Origin of the sequence: Lysinibacillus sp. NPDC093692 (genome assembly GCF_050280125.1) — a bacterium.
Classification (GTDB): Bacteria; Bacillota; Bacilli; order Bacillales_A; family Planococcaceae; genus Lysinibacillus.
Genome location: NZ_JBNNUW010000003.1, coordinates 120,322 through 143,230, shown reverse-complemented (window position 1 = coordinate 143,230; position 22,909 = coordinate 120,322). Strand labels below are relative to the sequence as shown.

Sequence of the window (22,909 nt, the reverse complement as noted above, 5' to 3'; positions counted from 1 at the left end):
TGTAAGTGTTTTTCAGTACTGAGGCTACCATTGGTTTTACTGAACCGGGGAGTCGACTACGATATTTTCCCAAAAATAATAGTGCGAAATTTTGCTATTCGACAAGGATGTTGTCGAACATGAATTACCGATAAAAAACGACATCGGTGTAGTTTTTGACGATTTACATATACTTGAAACGCTCAATACGACATAACTCGACAAGACTATGGAAAAAGGTTTTAAAATATTGGATAGTGATTGGCGCTATTTAAAGGAAGTAATGAGGAAGTAAGCAAAATATCAGAGGCACTAGTTCATAACAATAAAGCATACAATGAGAAGCCTTCGATTCTTCTTTGTTCAGTTTTATATCCATCATCTAAACGAGGCGAAGCGGACGCGTCATTTTCGAATGATAACAGCCATCTTCATTATTTTGATTCCTACAATCATGAGTATAATCATTAGTATTTCTATTTTATTTCAAAGCCTTACTTTATATTTAGCAAGAGAAGTTTTTTAATGAATAAAAAAATAGGTTGCCGAAAAATGGCGACCTATTTTTTATCAATTACTACATGGACTAACGTATCATTCGCTATATCAATTGTAAATGCCTTACCGAAGCCTACCACGTAGCGACCTTCCAATGGTGTGAGCTCAAATAGTGAGAAATCAAGTGTACGTAACAGCTCCATCATTTTAGCATTAAACAATTTATTGAATGCTGCAAATACGTCCTCATATCCTTCGTTCCCTAAATTCTTTGGTGTACATTGCCAACGTGCCCGTTCTGCTGCAAATGGATTTGGTGTTACTGCCTCATCTGCCACGCAAAGTACATCTACAAATTGAGCCTGCTCCATGAGTTGGAAATGCTCTGCGATACGACTAATATAGACGTAAAATTTACCATTCAAACGCACAAATGGAGTAGTGCTACTAAAAGGTTTCCCTTCTCCATCCACTAGACTTAACATACAACTTTTCTTTCCTTGAATAAATGTTTCATAGCCCTGCTTTACTTGCTCAATATCCATTTCTTTTTGCATCTTACTTCCTCCTATGCCTTGACAGTACTTTTTAATTGAATCCGTGGAGCACTATCCCATGATACATATTGAATTTCTGCATCCATTCGGTATATTTGCTGAATCATCTGTTCGGTCATTACCTCTTCAGGCGTGCCAACATGAGCGCGTTGACCATCCTTTACAACTACGATTTTATCACTATAGCTAGATGCTTGATTTAAATCATGGAGCACCATCACAACCGTCATCCCCATTTCATAATTAAGCTCTCTCACTAATTCTAGAACTTCATGCTGATGTGCGATATCTAAGTATGTCGTTGGCTCATCCAACAATAAAATTTGTGGCCGCTGCGCTAAAGCCATCGCTATCCAAGCTCGCTGTGATTCACCACCCGATAAAGCTGCAATAGGCTTTTCTCTGTAATGTGTGAGATGTGTTTTCTCAAGAGCCCAATCAATAATGGCCTCATCCTCTGCATTTAAACGCTCAAACCACTTTTTATGTGGATATCGTCCGTATGCCACTAGGTTTTTAACAGATATATCAGTTGGAGCCTGATTTTTTTGACTCAACATACACATTTTTCTTGCTATGTCTTTGGACGAGAGTCGACGGATATTTTCGCCATCAAAGATAATTGTTCCTTCATTATAAGGCTGCATACGAGCAATAGCTTTTAAAATAGTAGATTTTCCAGAGCCATTAGGTCCAATAATGGATAGGACCTCACCTTTTACAACTTCAAAAGAAAAATTATGGACAACTTCCTTTTGTTCATAGCGGACAGATAGCTGTTCAATTTTTAACATTAAAACGCCTTCTTTCGCATTAAATATAAGAAGTAAGGTCCACCAATGACTGACATTAGAATGCCCGCTGGAATATCGAGTGGCGCAAACAATGTTCGTCCACCAGTATCAGCAATAAGTAACACAATAGCCCCCATCGCCATACTCATTGGTAGTAAATATTTATAGTCTGAGCCTACAAGCATTCGAGCCATATGCGGTACGATTAAACCAATAAAGCCAATCATTCCTACTGCTGCTACCGAGATTGCCGCTAAAAATACAGCCAAAATAGATAACATAATACGAATACGAGTTACATTTTCCCCTAAATTTACTGCTACTTGATCTCCTAAACGTATAATATTTGCCTTGCGTATCGCAAAAATAGATATGATCCAACCTATTATTGCGTACAAATAAATCATTTGCAGTGACGCATTTCCCTTGGCCGCTAAACTACCATTCATCCATTGCACCGCTGATGGTAGTCGATCACTATAAAGAATCGATAAAAATCCAATAACCCCACCGCACAGTGCATTTACTGCAACTCCTGACAAAATAATAGTGATTGGTGTAATGCCTGTTCGTCGCCAGGCCAGTGCATAAATTATAGTTGCGGCAATTAAGCCACCAATAAAAGCTGCGGCTGGGATAAAGTGAGTGAATTCTGGATTTGCTAATAAAATGATTAAAACAAATGCCGCTGCTCCACTTGTAACACCCGTCAACCCTGGATCAGCTAGTGGATTTCCCATTACGGCCTGCAATAATGCACCTGAGATTGCAATATTAGCTCCAACTATTAGTGCTAATAAAACACGTGGTAAACGAATATCCCAAATAATTGTAGTATATACGCCAGCATTATCACGTCCATTGGCAATTGTTGTTAAAATATCTGGGATTGCAATTTTCACACTCCCTAGCCCTATCGCAACAATAGCTGCTACCATTGTTAACACAAAGGTCATGATAATAATTATTCGACTTCTTGTAGTACTAATCATAGGAATACCTCATTGTTATTTGTAAAAATAATCTGCGATTGTTGTAAGTGCTGTCTCAACATTAGAAATGGAAGTTACACCAAACGTACTATAATCAAGCATATGGATTTTGTCATTTTTATAAGCTGAGAGTTGTTTCCATGCACTATTTTTTTCAATCTCTTCTTTGAACTTATCTTCATTTGCTCCATGGTCACCTGATGCTAATACGAAAATGATATCTGGATCAGCAACGACAATGTCTTCTAGATTCATTGCAGAATAAGTTGATTTTGCTTTTAATACTGATTTTGCAATATTATCAGCACCTAAACGCTCAACCAGACTACCCAGATATGATTTTTCATTCATAACCATAAATGAGTCAGAAGTTCCGATCACAAGCATAACAGATGGAAGTTCCTTTCCTTGTGCTTTTGTTTCAAGTTCCTTTTCTTTTGCGACAATGTTTTGAAGTAATTCATTCATTTTTTCTTCTTTTCCAAAATATGTACCAAGTACCTTGAAGCTCAATTTTAAGTCATCATAGGAATCTGTCGGTAGATAGGCTGTTGGTAAATTCATTCCCTGAAGTGCTTGATCTAGGGAACTTTGTAGAGAAGAAGCTCCAATTATTAAGTCAGTTTGTAAACTCGATATAACTTCTAGATCTGGTGCCATAGGTGAGCCAATTCGTGTAATAGCATCGAAATCTACCGGAATCGGATTTGTCGATGTCGGAACGCCCACAGGTGTGATGTCAAGTATATGTAGCATCTCTGTTAAAGGAACCGAAGTAGTAACGATTTTTTCAGGAACTGTTGCTGGAAAGCTAGCTAGTGCTTTTTGAAATGCCTCTTCATTTACACCATCCTCAAATTTCCCCTTCTGTGTTGCTTCTGATACTTCTTGTGATTGAGATGTCTCTTCTTTCTGTATCTCCTTATCTGCCTCTTTTTCTTGTTGTGAGCACCCAACTAATGTAAGTGATAATGCTAGAAATCCAGCACCTATCCATTTATTCATAACAATACAAGCCTCCATCTAAATGATAATGATATTCAATATCATTTACTCTATCAAACTTCATTGGGAATATCAACTTTTAATTGAGAATGAGCATTTTCAACTAAAAAAAAGAGGACTCCGATAGCTATCGAAATCCTCTTTTTATCAAAAAATTGATGGTAATGAAAATTAGTAATATTCAAAGTAACATAAACTGTAACTTTATTTACCCTACAAATGTTAGACATGATTAAGCTTCTGGACCAATAATTGAAATGGCTGGCTCAGCTTTTAAGATTTTTGCTATTAAACGATCAATCGATTCCATTGATACGGCATCGATTGACGCTAATACTTCGTCTACAGAACGATGTCTGCGATGCACTAACTCACTTGTACCATTACGATTCATACGAGCGCCTGTCCCCTCTAGACCGAGTACAAAACTCCCCTTCAGCTGCTCCTTCGCATTCATAAGTTCTTCCTCGGCCACACCACCTGCTACGATATCAAGTAATGTCGCATCAATTGTATGTTGAAGCTGTGATAATTGCTGACGACTTGTACTACCATAAATCGTAAATGCGCCAACATCAGCATAACAAGATTGATAAGAAAATATCGAATATGCCAAACCACGTTCTTCGCGTACTTCTTGGAACAAACGAGAGCTCATATTACCCCCAATAATATTATTAAGTGCAATAAAGCTATACATATCCGGATCCTTTACACCAATTGCTGGATACGAAATAGCCAAATGCGCTTGCTCCGTATCGCGAGTTTTTGAAATCTCTCCTGGATAAAAATGAGGATTCGATAGTACCGGTTCAACCACAAGTGGAGATGGCTGATAGTGACCAAATAAGTCTTCAATTGTTTGCATAAGCTTTGTAGAGATATTTCCCGCTATTGAAATAACAACTGATTCTGGACCATAATGTTTAGCCATATAGTTACGGATCATATCTGCTGTAAATGTTTTTAACGTAGTCGCAGTTCCTAGTATTGGACGACCAAGTGCGTCGTTTGGATACATGACTTCCCATAGCTTTTCATGAACATCGTCATCAGGTGCGTCTTCACTCATTAGTATTTCTTCTAGTACAACTTGTCTTTCCTTCTCTAACTCTTCCTCTGCAAACGTAGAATTAAAGAACATATCCGCTAATATTGTAACGGCGAGCTCTGCATGATGGTCTAAAACCTTTGCATAATAACAAGTGTTTTCCTTAGATGTAAAAGCATTTAACTCGCCACCAATTCGGTCAAATTCTTCAGCAATTTGTCGAGCTGTTCGATTTTTTGTCCCTTTAAAAAGCATATGCTCGATAAAATGTGTAATACCATTTTCCTCAGGTAGCTCATAACGAGATCCTGCATTAACAAAAATGCCTAGCGCAACGGATCTTACATGATCGATTTGCTCAGACACAATACGCACACCATTCTGACATGTATGTACTTGTACCAAAAAATCTCCCCCAATTCATCTCTGGTTCAATATTAAAGGCAATGTGAAGCATCCCAAAATTTATTTGGATATCTCGAATAGAACCAGTTTCCTTATAGTTGATTTAAAAAAGGCTGCGCATTATACGCAGCCTTTTCTACAATTTATTATTTATCTTGCTCAGCGCGTTCTTTTTCCTCTTGGATAACTACTTTACGAGATAAATTCACACGACCTTGCTTGTCAATTTCAATAACTTTTACAAGTAATTGATCGCCAAGTTTTAATACATCTTCAACTTGCTTTGTACGTTCCTCTTGAATTTCAGAGATGTGAAGTAAGCCGTCTTTACCAGGGAATATTTCACAGAACGCACCGAATTTTTCAATACGTTTCACTGTTGATAAGTAATACTCGCCAACTTTTGCTTCACGTACGATGTCTTCAATAATTTGTTTTGCACGAGCGTTCATTTCTTCATCTGCAGAAGAGATGTAAATTGTACCATCTTGCTCTGTATCAATTTTTACGCCAGTTTCTTCAATAATTTTGTTAATTTGTTTACCACCAGGTCCGATAACATCGCGAATTTTATCAGGATTAATTTTCACGATTACAATTTTCGGAGCAAATGTAGATAATTTTTCACGTGGTTCTGCAAGAGTAGCAAGCATTGATTCTAAAATGTGCATACGGCCAATTTTAGCTTGTGTTAATGCTTCTTCTAAAATATTGCGTGATAAACCATCAATTTTAATGTCCATTTGAAGTGCTGTTACACCTTTAGCTGTACCTGCAACTTTAAAGTCCATATCTCCAAGGTGGTCTTCCATACCTTGAATATCAGTTAAAATAGAGTAGTGTTCTCCTTTTTTAATAAGACCCATTGCAATACCTGCTACAGGAGCCTTTAATGGAACACCAGCATCCATCATCGCTAACGTTGAAGCACAGATAGAGGCTTGAGATGTAGAACCGTTTGATTCAAGTACTTCCGATACACAACGGATTGTATACGGGAATACAGTTTCATCTGGAATAACCGCATCAAGAGCACGTTCGCCTAATGCACCATGACCGATTTCACGACGACCTGGTCCACGAATTGGGCCAGTTTCCCCTACAGAGAATTGAGGGAAGTTATAGTGATGCATAAAGCGTTTTGATTCTTCTACACCTAAACCGTCGATAATTTGCACATCTCCAAGTGCACCTAATGTACAAATAGAAAGGGCTTGTGTTTGTCCACGCGTAAATAATCCTGAACCGTGCGTACGTTGCAATATACCTGTTTCAGAAGAAAGTGGACGGATTTCGTCTAACTTACGACCATCTGGACGTACTTTATCTTCTGTAATTTGACGACGTACTTCGTCTTTAACCATTTTATCTAGAATTGTATAAACTTGCTTCATTGTTACTTCATCAGCTTCTTGCTCTTCATAAGAAGCAATAACACGGTCTTTTACCGCTTTAATAGCTTCATCACGTGCATGTTTTTCAGCAGTTTGAATTGCATCATGCATGTCAGTCTCACAAGCTGCTTTTATATCTGCTTGAATCGCTTCATCAATTTCAAATAACGTTACTGGTAATTTTTCTTTTCCTACTTCTGCAACGATTTGCTCTTGGAAAGCAATAATTTTTTGGATTTCTTCATGACCGAACATAATAGCTTCTAGCATTATTTCCTCTGGTACTTCTAGTGCACCTGCTTCAACCATGTTGATAGCATCCTTGTTACCTGCTACAGATAAATGGATTGTTGATTGATTAGCTTGTTCCACTGTTGGGTTCACGATAAATTTACCGTCGATATAGCCAACTTGTACACCTGCAATCGGTCCGTCGAATGGAATATCTGAAATAGCTAACGCTATTGATGAACCAACCATTGCAGCCATTTCAGACGTGCAATCCGGATCGTTAGACATGACCATCGAAATCACTTGTACTTCATTACGGAAACCGTCTGGGAACATCGGACGAATCGGACGGTCGATTAAACGGCTTGCTAAAATTGCTTTTTCAGATGGACGTCCTTCACGTTTAATAAAGCCTCCAGGAATTTTACCTGCTGCGTATAAACGTTCTTCGTAGTTTACTGTTAATGGGAAGAAATCAAGTGGTTTCGGTGATTTTGACATTGTCGCTGTTGAAAGTACAGATGTATCACCATAACGTACTAAAACGGCCCCATTTGCTTGTTTTGCTAACTGTCCGACTTCGATTACAAGCGGACGGCCAGCCCATTCATAGGAATAGACTTTCTTTTCGTTCATTCAATGAACCCCTCTCTATTATAAAAACACTTACTTCGTCTGTATGTACTAATAGTAAGTGTACCAAAAATGCTTGTTCTATGCTAAATATTTCATCAAATAATCATACATTTAAATTCAGTTATTGCCAATTTATTTAGGATTTATTTCTGTATTTGATTGAAACAAAGTTTTTTTGCTTGAAATTCGTGTCATATATATGCTTTTTTTCGCAATAGTAAAGTTAACCGTCTTCTTAATATTTATAAACATAAAGAAAAAGCGGGATTAATCCCGCTTTTCGACAATTAGCGACGTAAGCCTAAACGAGTGATTAGTTCACGGTAACGTTGTACGTCAGTTTCACGAAGATATTTTAATAGGTGACGACGACGACCTACCATTTTAAGAAGACCACGCTCAGAGTGGAAATCTTTTTTGTGTGTACGTAAGTGAGCATTTAGAGAGTTAATTTCCTCTGTTAATACTGCAACTTGTACTTCTGGAGAACCAGTGTCACTTTCGTGAGTACGGAACTCAGCAATAAGTTCGTTTTTACGTTGTTTTGAAATAGCCATTTGTATGGACCTCCTAAATAATTGTTAATCCCCATTAGCACAGTAAACGTTGGAGTCATCGATATACCGAGCTAAGGTTAAGCATATTATGCACTTATGAATGTTACCATAAATCAAAAGGTCAAGCAAGTGTTAACGTAAGCGCCTATTCATAGGCTAAAGCAGATTTAGGCTCATCTCCATAACGTGGGGTTGATTTCCGTTCCAACTGGGCGTCGGGCCAACACGAGGTTGGTCACGAAGGCGTTATCACAGGATGTGATGCTCTTAGCCTTCGTTCCTCTATTGCTGATCCCCAAGGAGTCGCCCAACCTCCACTCCAATCAACTCATGGCGTACGTTTTAACTTTCGGCGATAATCCCAAAATAGTCAATTGCTTCTTGTTTATCCTTTTGGATTTGGGCTTTCAAAGCTTCAATACCATCGAATTTCCGTTCACTTCTTATACGTTTATACCAAGCGACATGCACTTCTTCACCGTAAATATTTTTTTCGAAGTTTAATATATGGACTTCGATGGATAATTGCTTGTCATTTGGATCTTTAAATGTTGGTTTATAGCCTACATTACATACACCATCATACCAGTTATTTTGCACCAGTAATCGAACCGCATATACACCGCTTGCTGGGATATAAGTTCCCTCTAACGCTTGGACATTAGCAGTTGGGAAACCTATTGTGCGTCCTCGTTTATCACCATGTACAACGATACCCGAAATTTCAAATGGTCTTCCTAGAAGCAATCTCGCTGCTTCCATATCCCCCTCTTGTAAAAGCTTTCGGATACGTGTAGAGCTAATTTTTTCGATATCGTCGGTTTTCTTTTCAACAACCGTTACGCCGTAATCTCCATTACTTAATGCACGCATATCTTCCATTTTACCTTTACCGAATGCACCAAAAGAATAGTCAAAGCCAGCTGTAACATGTTGAATGTTCAGCCCACGAATAAATGTATCAATAAAAGCTTCAGGTGAAAGCTTTGCAAAATCAGAAGTGAAATGTACAACAAATGCTGTATCCACACCCTGTTCTTCAAATAGCTGCAATTTTTGCTGTAATAACGTTATATAAAATACTTTTTCGTTACGACCGCCTAGCACTAAAGAAGGATGTGGATCGAATGTCATAACAGCTGTTGGAATTTGACGCTTGTCTCCTTCTTCCTTCGCTGTCTGAATAACTGCCTGATGCCCTCTATGTACACCATCAAAAAAGCCAAGTGCCAATGAATACGGTTGCATGCTTTCTCGTTGCTGTAGCTGATGTGGGTATTTTAAATGAATGACCTCCATACAAAAAATCCTCCTACTCTATCGTCGGAAACATCTTATGTGGCTTCATAAACCCTTCCTTTGTAGGATGGGCTTGATAGACCGCAACTGCTTTCCCACTGATTCCAAAAACAATTTTATCATGTATCTTTAATAATGCATCTGCGGGAAGCACTTGTCCATTGAAAATTTCTTTTTCATTAGCAGAAGTTATTTCAATAAATGGATAGTCTGTCAATGCATACTCAACTGGTAAAATGCATGTATCGATTTGTTCAGCTTCCATCAGCTCAGCTACCTGTGCCAATGTAAAGCAATTTTCTTGTGTAAACGTACCTGAGGCTGTGCGTACGAGCTCTTTCATATGCGCAGGGTAGCCAAGCGCTGCTCCGATTTGCACAGCTAGTGTTCGAATATACGTCCCTTTACTACACGCTATCCGTACAGGGAATGTAATTTCTTGTCCTTCATATAGTTCAACATCATCTAGTAGCTCTAATGCATAAATAGTAACTTGACGTGTCGGTCTTTCGACGGTCTCGCCTTTTCGAGCATATTCATAGAGACGTTTACCATTTACTTTAACAGCTGAAAACATTGGTGGCGTTTGTTGAATGACACCTGTAAGTGAGGCTAAAACTTCTTGCAATTGAGTACGTGTAAACTTTTTATTCGTATGATCTTGCTCAACCGTTTCTCCTTCTGCATCTTCAGTTGTCGTTGTACGGCCAATTGAAATAACAGCTTCATAGGTTTTTCCTGCATCCGTTAAATACTCTGCGATGCGTGTTGCTTGACCAATACAAATTGGGAGAACCCCCTCAACACCAGGATCAAGTGTGCCTGTATGTCCTACTTTTTTTGTGCGTAAAATTTTTCGTAATTTAAAGACGCAATCATGACTTGTCATGCCGCGTTCCTTCCAAAGCGGTAAAATACCGTTCATAACTTTCCTCCTAAAATCAATACATTTTCAGCCTGTTTTGAGAGTCCGCAACCTTTTATCACCCTTTTGATAGAGGTGATAGGGCCTCAAAATGTCTTGTTATATTTCAATCAATGTAAAAAAGCCTGCCTGCATGAACATGCATATGGCAGACTTTTTTTTAGTTATCTTATTCTTCGTGTAAACCACGTAGCAATGTATCAATACGGTTCCCATATTCAATCGATGAATCGAATTCAAAAATTAGTTCTGGTGTACGACGTAAGCGGATTCGTGAACCGATTTCTGAGCGAATAAAACCAGAAGCCTTTAATAAAGCTTTTAGTGTATCCTCTTTCTCACGTTCATTGCCTAGAGTTGTAATATAAATCGTCGCTTGCTGTAAATCACCTGTTACTTCAACACCAGTAACAGTAACGAAACCAACACGCGGATCTTTTATTTTACGTCCAATAATATCACCAAGCTCTTTTTTCATTTGCTCAGCGACACGGTTTGAGCGTAGAGACATAGTTTGTCACCTCAATTTCGATGTACAGAAAGTTGTGTCCTCACTTACATAGTTTTTCATGCAAGGTGGTAAATCATACAACACAACTTATAATGTAACTTATAAATAGTCCCGCCACACATTTAGCTGTTCCCAAGATGGATTTGACTGTAAGTAGTGAAGCGCGTGATTAATTTCACGCTCGGCTGCTTCTTTTGAAGAAGAAACAGCAACAAGCGCTATTTTCGTGCGTTGCCATACATTTTGATGATCAATTTCCGCAATCGATACATTAAATTTTTGTTTCGTGCGGGTAATCATACGCTGTAAGACAGCACGTTTTTCCTTCAACGAATGGGCAGTTTGAATAATGAATTCAACCTCTGCGTAAACGATCATTAAGCACGTTTAACTTCTTCCATAATATAGGCTTCGATAATGTCGCCTTCTTTAATATCGTTGAAGTTTGTAATTGTAATACCACATTCGTAACCTCGGGCAACTTCTTTTACTTCATCTTTGAAACGTTTAAGTGTATCTAATTCACCTTCAAAAATTACTACATTATCGCGAATTACACGTACGCCTGAATCACGAGTTACTTTACCTTCTGTTACGTATGAACCAGCAATTGTACCAACTTTTGATACTTTAATTGTTTGTCGAACTTCTGCTTGACCAATAATTTTTTCTTCAAATTCTGGATCAAGCATACCTTTCATTGCTTGTTCAATTTCTTCGATTACTTTATAGATAATACGGTGTAGACGAATATCTACGCCCTCTTCTTCTGCTGCACGTTTTGCATTAACATCCGGACGAACGTTGAAGCCGATAACAATTGCATTTGAAGCCGCAGCAAGAGAAATATCAGATTCTGTAATCGCTCCAGCGCCAGTGTGAATAATTTTTACGTTTACGCCTTCAACATCAATTTTCATTAATGATGCAGCCATAGCTTCTACAGTACCTTGAACGTCAGCCTTAACAATTAAGTTAAGCTCCTTCATTTCACCTTGACTCATTTGTTCGAATAAGTTATCAAGCGTTACACGTTGTTTTTCTGAACGTTGTGCTTGAATCGCTGACATTGCACGAGTTTCACCAACTTGACGTGCTGTTTTTTCGTCTTCAAAGACAACGAAACGGTCGCCAGCTTGTGGTACATCATTTAAACCTGTGATTTCTACTGGCGTTGATGGTCCAGCTTCTTTTCCACGACGGCCTTTGTCATTCACCATAGCACGTACACGACCATAAGTATGGCCAACAACAATTGGATCTCCAACTTTTAATGTTCCATCTTGTACTAAAAGTGTTGCAACAGAACCTCGACCTTTATCTAGCTGTGCTTCAATTACTGTACCAAGTGCTAAGCGATTAGGGTTCGCTTTTAACTCTCCAACTTCAGCGACAAGTAAAATCATTTCAAGTAATGTGTCAATGCCTTCACCTTTAAGTGCTGAGATCGGTACGAAAATAGTTTCGCCGCCCCAAGCTTCAGGAACTAGGCCATGCTCTGTTAACTCTTGCATCACACGGTCTGGATTAGCTGAAGGTTTATCCATTTTGTTGACTGCAACAATAATTGGTACTTCTGCTGCTTTTGCATGGTTAATTGCTTCTACTGTTTGTGGCATAACGCCATCATCCGCAGCTACCACTAAAATCGTTAAGTCAGTTATTTTCGCACCGCGCGCACGCATAGTTGTAAACGCAGCGTGTCCTGGTGTATCAAGGAAAGTAATTTTTTTGTCGCCTTCAGTAACTTGATAAGCACCGATATGTTGCGTGATACCTCCAGCTTCGCCAGCGGTAACTTTAGTATTACGAATAGAGTCTAACAATGTAGTTTTACCATGGTCAACGTGACCCATAATTGTTACTACAGGAGGACGTTCTGATAACTCCTCCTCGTTAATTTCTTCTGTTTGTTCGAAGTGTGTTTCTAAATCCGTAATATCTACACGAATTTCTTCTTCAACTTCTACACCATAGTCTGCGCAAATTAATTCAATTGCATCCTTATCTAATTCTTGGTTAATCGTTGCCATTACACCAAGCATAAATAATTTTTTAATAATTTCTGATGGCTCACGGTGTAATTTTTTTGCTAATTCCGCTACAGAAAGTGATTCAACAAAAGTAATTTTTTCTGGTAATTCCTTTTGTTTCACTGGTAGACTTGGTTGATGTGTTTTTGGATGGCGACGTTTCCCGCCATGGATTCCTGGTTTTGGACGTTGGTTGTAACCACCGCCACCTCTGCGATTATTATTATTATTATTGTTATTATTATTATTTTGTGTCATATTTCTATTTTGATTACCTTTTATATTCTTAGATTTTTCGTTAGACGAATTTGAGTTTTGACGCGTTTGTTGCTGATTATTTGCTTTAGGCTTAGAAGTAGCAGATTGTTGCTTTTGCCCTTCTTGCTTTTTTACCGGTTGCTGCTGTTTTTGCGAAACATTTTGAGTAGGTTGCTTCACATCTTTATTATTTTTAAATGATTGGTTTAACTTTGTCACTATGTCGTTTTCTAACATTGACATATGATTTGTTACGCTCACATTTAATTTATTTAGTGCTTCAATAACCTCTTTACTCGTTTTATTCACTTGTTTCGCATATTCATGAACTCTGATTTTGGTCATCTGCTCACCCCCGATTATTTTTCGTTGAGTAGACTAGACAATTTACTTGCAAAACCTTTATCGGTAATAGCTAAAGCCACTCGGGCCTCCTTACCTGTAGCATGTCCTAGATCATAACGATCACCAATTACATGATACTCAACGTTGTAGTACGTGCATTTATCTTGAATTTTTTTGCTAGAGTTTTTAGAAGCATCGTTTGCAAGCAGTACTAGCTTAGCATTACCATTGCGAACTTCCTTTACTACTAACTCTTCTCCTGAAATCACTTTACGGGCTCTTGCCGCTATTCCAAGCAAATTATGCACTGCTTGATTGATCATAATATAGACTCCCTACGAATCAACAAAATAAGTTCTTCGTAGATTTCTTCAGGGATTTTCACATCAAGTTGATGCCCTAAAACATTTTTCTTACGGGCGATTTCAATCGCTTTCTCTGATTTAGAGACATAGGCACCACGTCCAGGTTTTTTCCCGGAAACATCTACACTTACCTCGCCATCTTTCGAACGAACGACACGAATCATTTCTTTCTTTGATAGCATCTCTCCAGTAGCTACACATTTTCGAAGAGGTACTTTTTTATTGATAGCCATAAGAATCACCTTTCCTCTCTAAAGCTTGTCGTAAGAGGTGGACTAGCCGTGCACTACATTGGTTATATACTTGCATTTTAATTAAATACTGTACTATTTTCAATTGTAGGCTCTGCCATTATTCAGTCGGCGCAGCCCAACGCCTACTGAATAATGGTAGTTAACTAGTCACACGGGCTTTCTTACTTATTCTTCGTCGTCTTGATATAAGTCAACTGTCACATCATCAAAATCACTTTCTTTATCCTCAGCAGGTATGAAAGTGCTTGTAGCAGATGGATAAATACCTAACTCACGAGCATCTGTTTCACTCTTAATATCAATTTTCCAGCCAGTTAACTTCGCAGCTAAACGAGCATTTTGACCACGTTTACCAATTGCTAATGATAATTGATAGTCTGGAACAACAACTGTAGTGGATTTTTCTTCTTCATCTACTTGAACATCTAAAACCTTTGATGGGCTAAGAGCATTTGCTACAAATACAACTGGATCTTCTGACCATTCAACGATATCGATTTTTTCGCCGTTCAATTCATTTACAATTGTTTGCACACGTGCGCCTTTTGCCCCTACACATGAACCTACTGGATCTACTTCTTCGTTATGTGCATAAACAGAAATCTTAGAACGGTCTCCTGCTTCACGAGCAATTGATTTAATTTCTACGATACCTTCGTAGATTTCAGGTACTTCCATTTCAAATAAGCGGCGTAATAAACCAGGATGTGTACGTGAAACAATTACTTGTGGTCCGCGTGTTGTACGTTCAACCTTTGTAATATAGACCTTGATACGGTCATGTGGATGATATGTTTCACCTTGAATTTGTTCGTTTTGTGGTAATGCAGCCTCTACTTTTCCTAGACCTACGTAAATATTGCGAGCATCTAGACGTTCAACTACACCCGTTACGATATCATCTTCACGGTCCACATATTGCTCGTAAATTAAGCCACGTTCTGCTTCGCGCACTCGTTGTGTAACAACTTGTTTCGCTGTCTGTGCAGCAATTCGACCAAAGTTTCGAGGTGTCACTTCCTGCTCCACGATATCTTCTAATTGATATGCAGGGTTGATTGCCTTAGCATCTTCTTCAGAGATTTGTAAACGATCATCTTCTACTTCTTCAACAACATCTTTACGTGAAAAGACACGAATAGAGCCTTTATCTAAATTTAAGTCCACACGAACATTTTGTGCTTGATTGAAGTTGCGTTTGTAAGCTGTAACTAATGCCGCTTCTATTGCTTCAATTAACACATCTCTTGAAATTCCTTTTTGTTCTTCTAACGCATTTAGCGCATCTAACAAATCACTACTCATTTTATTTTCACTCCTAAATATGCAATATGCTTAAAAATCGATGGCAAGTCGCGCCAATGCGATTTTTTCTTGTTCAATTGTTACTGTTATTTTACGCGTTTTAATGCGTACTTCCATCACTAATGTATGTTCATCGTATGACGTTAAGTAGCCTTGGAATTCCTTCATGTCCTTAATGGGCTCATAGGTTTTAACATAAATAAATTTGCCAATCGCTTTTTCAAAATCAGTGTCTTTTTTCAATGGACGTTCTGCTCCAGGTGAAGAAACTTCTAAATAATAGTTTTGTGTAATTGGGTCATTTTCATCCAATAGCAAACTTAGTCGTTCACTAACTTGAGCGCATTGTTCAATGTCAATCCCACCTTCAGGTGTATCCACATAAACACGTAAAAACCAGTTACGTCCTTCTTTTACGAACTCGACATCTACAAGCTCAAGATTCAACTCTTCAACAATCGGTTTAGCGAGCTCTTCAATTAAAGATGGTACTTTGCTCATTGTTTCCTCCTGTATCTATCAAATTCTGGCGTAATAAAACAGAAATTCCACCAGTAGCTTTGGTGAAATTTAACGGTCTTACCTGCTGTTAGTCAAAAATTTGTTTTGCTACGGTATAACAACAGAAAAGAGCGGGAAGGTCCCACTCTTTTGCTGGAAAAATATCAACAAATTATTACCATAAGGATAGCATAGTTTACAGCACAATGCAAATTTCCTTTTTCTAGACATCTAATCCAGTATGCCTTGACATAATTGTTGCTGTCGCTTCGCTTTCGCACAGATAAACAATGTGTCCAGAAATCAAAATTGTGCTTAAATTAAGCCATCACTACAACGTGGGGTTGATTTCCGTTCAAGCTAGGCGCTATTCTAGAGTTGCCCAACCTTGCCTTCAATCAACTTATATACATGGTATACATTTTAACAAATGTCTTTATAAGCCTTAATTTGAGCAAAAGGTAGAGAAGTTATTCGTGTGATTGATGAAGATGCCTTCAAGCTAACTTTCGTAATTTTAGAAAAGTGATAACTGATTGGCATCAGGCATTCCTTCTAAACAACCCAATTGATCCATGTATTCTATTAATGTTTTGGATACACGACCTCGTTGCTGTAAATCTTCCTTCGATAAAAATTCTCCGTCCTCACGTGCTGCCACAATTTGTTTAGCAACGTTTGTACCAAGTCCAGGAATCGCATCGAATGGTGGAATTAAAGAGTTCCCATCAATGATAAATTCACTAGCTTGCGAACGATATAAGTCCACTTTCTGGAAGTTCATACCACGCTCACACATTTCAAGTGCTAATTCCATTACAGTTAATAGGTTTTTCTCTTTTGTTGAAGCATCTAAGCCCTTCAGATTGATTTCATCAATTTTTGTACGAATCATTTGCGGACCTTGTACCATGGCAATTAAATCAAAATCATCTGCACGAACTGTGAAATACGCTGCGTAATAAAGGATTGGGAAATGTACCTTAAACCATGCAATACGCACTGCCATTAACACGTACGCGGCAGCATGGGCTTTCGGGAACATGTATTTTATCTTTTTACATGATTCGATATACCAGCCTGGTACTTTATTCGCTAGCATTTCCGCTTCAAATTCGTCAGATAATCCTTTCCCTTTACGCACGGATTCCATAATTTTAAACGCCAGTGACGGTTCTAAATCTTGATAAATTAAATACACCATAATATCGTCACGACAGCCAATTACTTCTTTTAGCACACATGTACCATTGTGAATTAACTCTTGCGCGTTACCAAGCCATACGTCTGTTCCGTGCGATAGTCCTGAAATTTGCACGAGCTCCGAGAATGTGGATGGCTTTGTATCTTCAAGCATTTGGCGTACAAAACGGGTACCGAACTCAGGAATGCCGAGTGTTCCTGTCTTACAGCCAATTTGTTTTTCTGTTACGCCTAAAGTTTCTGGCGAACTAAAGATTTTCATAACGACTGGATCATCTGTTGGAATGGTTTTTGGATCTATCCCTGATAAATCCTGCAACATCCGAATCACAGTCGGATCATCGTGCCCCAGTATATCAAGCTTTAAAATATTATCGTGGATGGAATGGAAATCAAAGTGCGTTGTACGCCATTCTGCATCCTGTGCATCCGCAGGGAATTGTACTGGTGAGAAATCAAAAATATCCATATAATCTGGTACTACGATAATTCCTCCAGGGTGCTGTCCTGTTGTACGTTTTACGCCTGTACAGCCTTGTACTAAACGATCTACCTCGGCACCGCGGAAATGTAGGTTGTTATCATTGGCATAGCCCTTTACGTAGCCATACGCTGTTTTCTCTGCGACTGTACCGATTGTTCCTGCACGATATACATAATCTTCACCGAATAATACCTTCGTATAATTATGGGCTTGTGGTTGATATTCCCCGGAGAAATTCAAATCGATATCAGGTACCTTGTCTCCTTTAAAGCCAAGGAACGTTTCGAATGGGATATCTTGCCCATCCTTTTTATACGGTGATCCACATTCCGGACAATCTTTATTTGGTAAGTCATAGCCTGAACTTACTGAACCATCATTAAAAAACTCTGAATGCTTACAATCTGGACAAACATAATGAGGAGGAAGTGGATTTACTTCAGTAATCTCCATAAAGGTCGCTACTAATGAAGATCCAACTGAACCACGGGAACCTACTAAATAGCCATCAGCTAATGATTTTTTCACAAGCTTCGCTGAAATTAAGTAAATTACTCCGAAACCATGGCCTAAAATTGACTTTAATTCCTTTTCAATTCGGGCCTTCACGATTTCTGGTAGCTCTTCTCCATATATAAGATGAGCCATTTCATAGGTTAAATTTGTAACCTCATCATCTGAGCCTTCAATTTTTGGTGTGTATAAATCATCTTTAATTGGCTTAACATCACCAATCATATTTGCGACTTTTTGAGAGTTGGTAACAACTACTTCTTTCACAAGATCCGGACCTAAAAAATCAAATTCTTTAAGCATTTCATCCGTCGTTCTGAAATGAACTTCAGGCAGCTTCGATCTATTTAATATGTTGGCACCACCTTGAGAGCCAATTAGTATTTGTCTAAACATTCCATCTGTCGGATCTAAGTAATGAACATTACCGGTTGCTACAACGGGTTTATCGATTTTCTTCCCTAGCTTTACGAGCTTGCGAATAATATCTTCAAGTGTCCATTCATCACGTACGACATTGCGCTCAATTAACGGTGCATACACAGCCTTTGGTTGAACTTCAATATAATCATAGAATCTCGCAACTTGCTCCGCTTCCTCTGGGGATTTATTCATCATCGTCTCAAATAATTCACCATTATTACAACCTGATCCGATTAATAATCCTTCTCTATATTGTTCTAGGACCGCTCGTGTTACTCGAGGTACTCGATAGAAAGTTTTTGTATGGGAGTGAGTGACTAATTTAAATAAATTTTTTAGTCCAACATTGTCTACTGCTAATATCGTACAATGCATTGGTCGTCCCTTTTTGTAAGCATCCCCGCCCCCGATATGCTTATTAAAGTCGTCGTGATATTTAATACCTAATTCATCTGCATCTTTTAACAGCTGTAAAAGTAAGAAACCAGTTGCTTCTGTATCATAAATAGCTCGGTGATGCTGAGTTAAATCAATATTGAATTTTTTACAAAGTGTATTTAAACGATGGTTTTTCATCGTTGGATAAAGTAATCGGGCTAACTCCAACGTATCAATAACTGGATGAATAGTTCCCTCTAGTCCATATTTTTTATAGCCTGTGTATAAGAAGCCAATATCAAATGATGCATTATGGGCAACCACTATGCCATCTCCGATAAATGCATGGAACTCCTTAATGACTTGTTCCACTTCTGGCGCGTTACGTACCATATCATCTGTAATGCCTGTCAGTTCAATGGTCGTCGCTGAAAGTGGGTGATGGGGATTGGCAAAGCTTTCGTATTTGTCGATTACCTGCCCATCTTTAATTTTCACCGCGGCAAGCTCAATGATTGTATCGTAAGCAGTAGATAGACCTGTCGTCTCTACGTCAAACACGACATAAGTATCATCATCTAATAATCGGTGCTCAGCTGCATAAGCAATCGGTACACCATCATCTACTAAATTCGCTTCCAATCCATAAATAACTTTTATACCATGTTTCTTCCCTGCTGCATAAGCCTCTGGGAAGGATTGTACAACAGCATGGTCGGTAATAGCCACGGCTGGATGACCCCACTTCGCAGCCTGAGAAACAAGTCTATCAACTGGTGTTACAGCGTCCATCGTGCTCATTGGTGTATGCAAATGCAATTCAACCCGTTTTTCTCCCTCTGGCGCCTTATCCTGTCGTGTTTCTTTTTTGATTTCATTAATATCGTTTGCCATAACGATTAAATCACGAATGAATGTGTCAGTTTGTACAGAGCCTCGGACTTTTACCCACATACCCTTTTTCAAATGCTGCATAAGTTCCGCATCATCATTATCACGTGAGAACATTTTTACAACGATGGAATCCGTATAGTCGGTAATTTTAATTTGCAATAAAGAACGACCGCTTTTCAGCTCTTTAACTTCTGCATCAAATACAAAGCCTTCAATGATCACACGACGTTCTTCCTCAACAATGCGTTTAATTTCCATTGTTTCATCATCTTTAATTAACATACCAAGCTGGAATGGTCGATCACCAAGATTCGCAATAGCAGGATTTTCTTTCTTCTCCTTCTCACGTTTTTGGTAATCTTCTATCGCTTGCTGAGCTAAAGCAGCTTCTTCTAAACGCCTCTGTTCCATGAAAGCTTCCTGTGCGGCAATCATTTCTTCTGTTTGATCTTGAAGTACGAAATCTAACACAATATGCGGAAAGCCGAACTGACTATAGCTTGCAGAAAGCTTTTCTGCATACTTTGTTTTCAGCATCATAAATTCCATTTCCTGCATGCAGGATAACGTAATTTTTTGCCCATTCCACATAGGCACTTGCGATACTAGGCATTCTTTCAAAGTGGGCGCCATCTCATCGATTTGCTCTACTACCGTTAACCAATATTGTTGGACTAGCTCCTCCGTCACATTTTTCTCTTCCGTATCAAAAGTTGTATGGATTTCAGCGATAGCTGAAAATTTCTCAGCTAAACGAGTACGAAAAAGTTGGTATAGTGAAAAAGGAAGTATATCTCGTAATTTAATGGAAAAATTCCATAGCCTGTTCTTTTTGTGTACAGTTAGTCGTGATAATTCACCTTCCTCAAAAAAGGACATATACACATCATCTGTTAGTTCTAGTTGTTGCAAGAGCATTTGAAACCTTGCTCTTGCTTCTTGTTGCTGTTCCAACTATTGACACCTACTTTCAGAATGAGGCAGTCTTACATGCCCCATATTTTATTTCCTCACCAACGTTTACGATTTAAAGGAACAAATGCGCTAAAGCGCTCGTTTACATCCGACAAGCGCTGGAGAGCCCGAAGCAAAAGTAAGCGATCTACCTACTTTTGCCCGAGGGATCGAAGCGACCTCAAGGATGTAGCGCTTTAGCCTAGACGGAAAAAAAATCGCACCCTTTCCACGAGCGACCGTCAAGCCTCACAAATCCTAAACATCTATGAATTCATGCTTGGCTCGCTGTCCCCGAGAAGTGGCGCGAATTTTTTATCTATTTAATACCATTTAGGACAGCGGTTCTTCTAAAGGAATTTAATGTTTGCGGAAAAATTCATTTAAGCGATCAATGACCTCTTCTTTTTTCCATTCGAACGTTTCACCTGTTTGACGGAATTTAACCTCAACAATACCTTCAGTTGCTTTTTTACCTACTGTAACACGGACAGGTAAGCCAATTAAGTCAGCATCTGCGAATTTAACCCCTGCACGCTCTGCACGATCATCTAATAGCACATCATAACGGTATGATTTCAATAAACCGTATAGCTCATCAGCTAAGGCAACTTGTGATTCATCTTTTGTATTAACAGGTACAACATGAATATCATAAGGAGCTAATTGTGTTGGCCAAACAAAACCATTTTCATCTTGGAAATGCTCTGCAACAGCAGCTAAAATACGTGATACCCCAATACCATAGCATCCCATAATAAATGGCTGTGCTTTACCTTGTTCGTCTAAGAATGTACCATTCATTTTTTCAGAGTAAGTTGTTCCTAATTTGAAAATATGACCAACCTCGATACCTTCTGCAAATTTGATAATACCTTGTCCATCTGGAGATGGATCACCCACTTGAATAAAACGAATATCTAAGTATTCATTCACTGCAAAATCACGCTCTGGATTTACATTTACTAAATGGAACCCATCCTCATTTGCACCGGCTACACCGTTACGAATCGATTTAATAGCATTGTCAGCTACTACTTTTACGTCTACTGGTAATTTAACAGGACCGATTGAACCAACTCCACAGCCTAATAATTCGCGGATTGCCTCTTCACTAGCAAGTTCAACAGAACCAGCATCAAGTGCGTTTTTCAGTTTAATATCATTAATTTCGTGATCTCCACGAGCAAGTACAACTACTAATTCACCATCTACGTCAAATACTAATGACTTGATGACATTTGAAGAGTCAACATTTAAGAAAGCTGATACTTCTTCGATCGTTTTTTGATCTGGTGTTGCCACTTTTTCAAGGTCTTTTAATGCTGCATCTGATGGTTGATAGTCTACAAGAACCTCTGCCATTTCAATGTTCGCAGCATAATCAGATGTATCAGAGTATGCAATTGTATCTTCCCCAATTTCAGAAAGTACCATAAATTCATGTGTACCTTTCCCACCAATTGAGCCTGCATCTGCAATAACTGCACGATAGTTTAAACCAAGACGAGAGAAAATATTTGAATAGGCACGATACATATCATCATATGTTTCATCTAAACTTTCACGCGATGCATGGAATGAATACGCATCTTTCATAATAAACTCTCTGCCTCGCAGTAAACCAAAGCGAGGTCGCTTTTCATCACGGAATTTAGTTTGAATTTGATAAAGTGTTAACGGTAATTTTTTATATGATTTAATTTCATCACGTACTAAAGTTGTAATCACTTCTTCATGTGTTGGCCCTAATGCGAAATCACGATTGTGACGATCCTTTAAACGCATTAATTCTGGACCATATTTTTCCCAGCGGCCTGACTCCTGCCATAGTTCCGCAGATTGTAATGAAGGCATTAAAAGTTCAATTGAATTGATTGCTTCCATCTCTTCACGAACAATATTTTCTATTTTTGTTAATACACGTTTTGCAAGCGGTAAATACGAGTATACCCCACTTGTATTTTGACGAATAAACCCTGCACGCAGTAATTGCTTATGTGATTTTACCTCTGCATCAGCAGGTACTTCACGTAGCGTTGGGATAAATGTTTTACTTTGCTTCATTCAGTGTTCCACCTTTTTTAATAAATAAGTTTTATACTCTAATTAGCATAAACAAATTTAGCTTTGAACGCAATGTTTCAAAAAAATTGCGCTCAAAG

The 22,909-nt window shown here is 38.5% G+C and carries 18 protein-coding genes; all 18 read right to left on the bottom strand.

The window, feature by feature from the left end:
• Positions 1 to 539: 539 nt before the first annotated feature.
• The 18 genes from ACQKN4_RS05010 to ACQKN4_RS04925 all read right to left on the bottom strand — a co-directional run bounded on the left by ACQKN4_RS05010 (position 540) and on the right by ACQKN4_RS04925 (position 22,811).
• The gene (locus ACQKN4_RS05010) at positions 540 to 1,034 is read right to left on the bottom strand and encodes a HugZ family protein (protein ID WP_427482600.1); all 495 of its coding nucleotides are present in this window, start codon (positions 1,032 to 1,034) and stop codon (positions 540 to 542) included.
• Between the two features lie 11 nt (positions 1,035 to 1,045).
• Entirely contained in the window at positions 1,046 to 1,828 is a 783-nt protein-coding gene (locus ACQKN4_RS05005; protein WP_427482598.1) for an ABC transporter ATP-binding protein, read from the bottom strand.
• A complete protein-coding gene (locus ACQKN4_RS05000) occupies positions 1,828 to 2,820 on the bottom strand; it encodes a FecCD family ABC transporter permease (RefSeq protein ID WP_079560507.1) in 993 nt (330 codons plus the stop codon). Before ACQKN4_RS05000 ends, ACQKN4_RS05005 begins: the two co-directional genes overlap by 1 nt.
• Positions 2,821 to 2,835: 15 nt before the next feature.
• Positions 2,836 to 3,825 (bottom strand): ABC transporter substrate-binding protein, encoded by a 990-nt coding sequence (locus ACQKN4_RS04995; protein WP_170938914.1) that lies wholly within the window; start codon positions 3,823 to 3,825, stop codon positions 2,836 to 2,838.
• A gap of 232 nt (positions 3,826 to 4,057) precedes the next feature.
• Positions 4,058 to 5,281, bottom strand: coding sequence for a M16 family metallopeptidase (locus ACQKN4_RS04990; protein ID WP_427482596.1), 1,224 nt, complete (start codon positions 5,279 to 5,281; stop codon positions 4,058 to 4,060).
• A 146-nt stretch (positions 5,282 to 5,427) separates the two neighbouring features.
• Positions 5,428 to 7,542 (bottom strand): polyribonucleotide nucleotidyltransferase, encoded by a 2,115-nt coding sequence (pnp, locus tag ACQKN4_RS04985; RefSeq protein ID WP_079560504.1) that lies wholly within the window; start codon positions 7,540 to 7,542, stop codon positions 5,428 to 5,430.
• A gap of 287 nt (positions 7,543 to 7,829) precedes the next feature.
• On the bottom strand, positions 7,830 to 8,099 hold the full coding sequence (rpsO, locus tag ACQKN4_RS04980) for a 30S ribosomal protein S15 (protein WP_079560503.1): 270 nt from the start codon (positions 8,097 to 8,099) through the stop codon (positions 7,830 to 7,832).
• Positions 8,100 to 8,441: 342 nt separating this feature from the next.
• The gene (gene ribF / locus ACQKN4_RS04975; RefSeq protein ID WP_079560502.1) at positions 8,442 to 9,398 is read right to left on the bottom strand and encodes a riboflavin biosynthesis protein RibF; all 957 of its coding nucleotides are present in this window, start codon (positions 9,396 to 9,398) and stop codon (positions 8,442 to 8,444) included.
• 13 nt (positions 9,399 to 9,411) lie between these two features.
• Entirely contained in the window at positions 9,412 to 10,323 is a 912-nt protein-coding gene (truB, locus tag ACQKN4_RS04970) for a tRNA pseudouridine(55) synthase TruB (protein WP_079560501.1), read from the bottom strand.
• A gap of 169 nt (positions 10,324 to 10,492) precedes the next feature.
• Entirely contained in the window at positions 10,493 to 10,834 is a 342-nt protein-coding gene (rbfA, locus tag ACQKN4_RS04965) for a 30S ribosome-binding factor RbfA (protein WP_079560500.1), read from the bottom strand.
• Between the two features lie 99 nt (positions 10,835 to 10,933).
• Entirely contained in the window at positions 10,934 to 11,212 is a 279-nt protein-coding gene (locus ACQKN4_RS04960; protein WP_079560499.1) for a DUF503 domain-containing protein, read from the bottom strand.
• A complete protein-coding gene (infB, locus tag ACQKN4_RS04955; RefSeq protein ID WP_427482592.1) occupies positions 11,212 to 13,470 on the bottom strand; it encodes a translation initiation factor IF-2 in 2,259 nt (752 codons plus the stop codon). The genes ACQKN4_RS04960 and infB overlap by 1 nt, the downstream gene beginning before the upstream one ends.
• 14 nt (positions 13,471 to 13,484) lie before the next feature.
• Positions 13,485 to 13,793 (bottom strand): YlxQ family RNA-binding protein, encoded by a 309-nt coding sequence (locus tag ACQKN4_RS04950; protein WP_053483263.1) that lies wholly within the window; start codon positions 13,791 to 13,793, stop codon positions 13,485 to 13,487.
• Complete coding sequence (gene rnpM / locus ACQKN4_RS04945) at positions 13,790 to 14,068, bottom strand: RNase P modulator RnpM (RefSeq protein WP_079560497.1); 279 nt, start codon at positions 14,066 to 14,068, stop codon at positions 13,790 to 13,792. Before rnpM ends, ACQKN4_RS04950 begins: the two co-directional genes overlap by 4 nt.
• A 186-nt stretch (positions 14,069 to 14,254) precedes the next feature.
• Complete coding sequence (gene nusA / locus ACQKN4_RS04940) at positions 14,255 to 15,394, bottom strand: transcription termination factor NusA (protein ID WP_079560496.1); 1,140 nt, start codon at positions 15,392 to 15,394, stop codon at positions 14,255 to 14,257.
• 30 nt (positions 15,395 to 15,424) lie between these two features.
• A complete protein-coding gene (gene rimP / locus ACQKN4_RS04935) occupies positions 15,425 to 15,895 on the bottom strand; it encodes a ribosome maturation factor RimP (RefSeq protein ID WP_079560495.1) in 471 nt (156 codons plus the stop codon).
• Between the two features lie 517 nt (positions 15,896 to 16,412).
• Positions 16,413 to 20,744, bottom strand: a complete 4,332-nt coding sequence (locus ACQKN4_RS04930) for a PolC-type DNA polymerase III (RefSeq protein WP_427482590.1) — start codon at positions 20,742 to 20,744, stop codon at positions 16,413 to 16,415.
• Positions 20,745 to 21,104: 360 nt separating this feature from the next.
• Positions 21,105 to 22,811 (bottom strand): proline--tRNA ligase, encoded by a 1,707-nt coding sequence (locus tag ACQKN4_RS04925; protein ID WP_079560494.1) that lies wholly within the window; start codon positions 22,809 to 22,811, stop codon positions 21,105 to 21,107.
• Between the last annotated feature and the right edge of the window lie 98 nt (positions 22,812 to 22,909).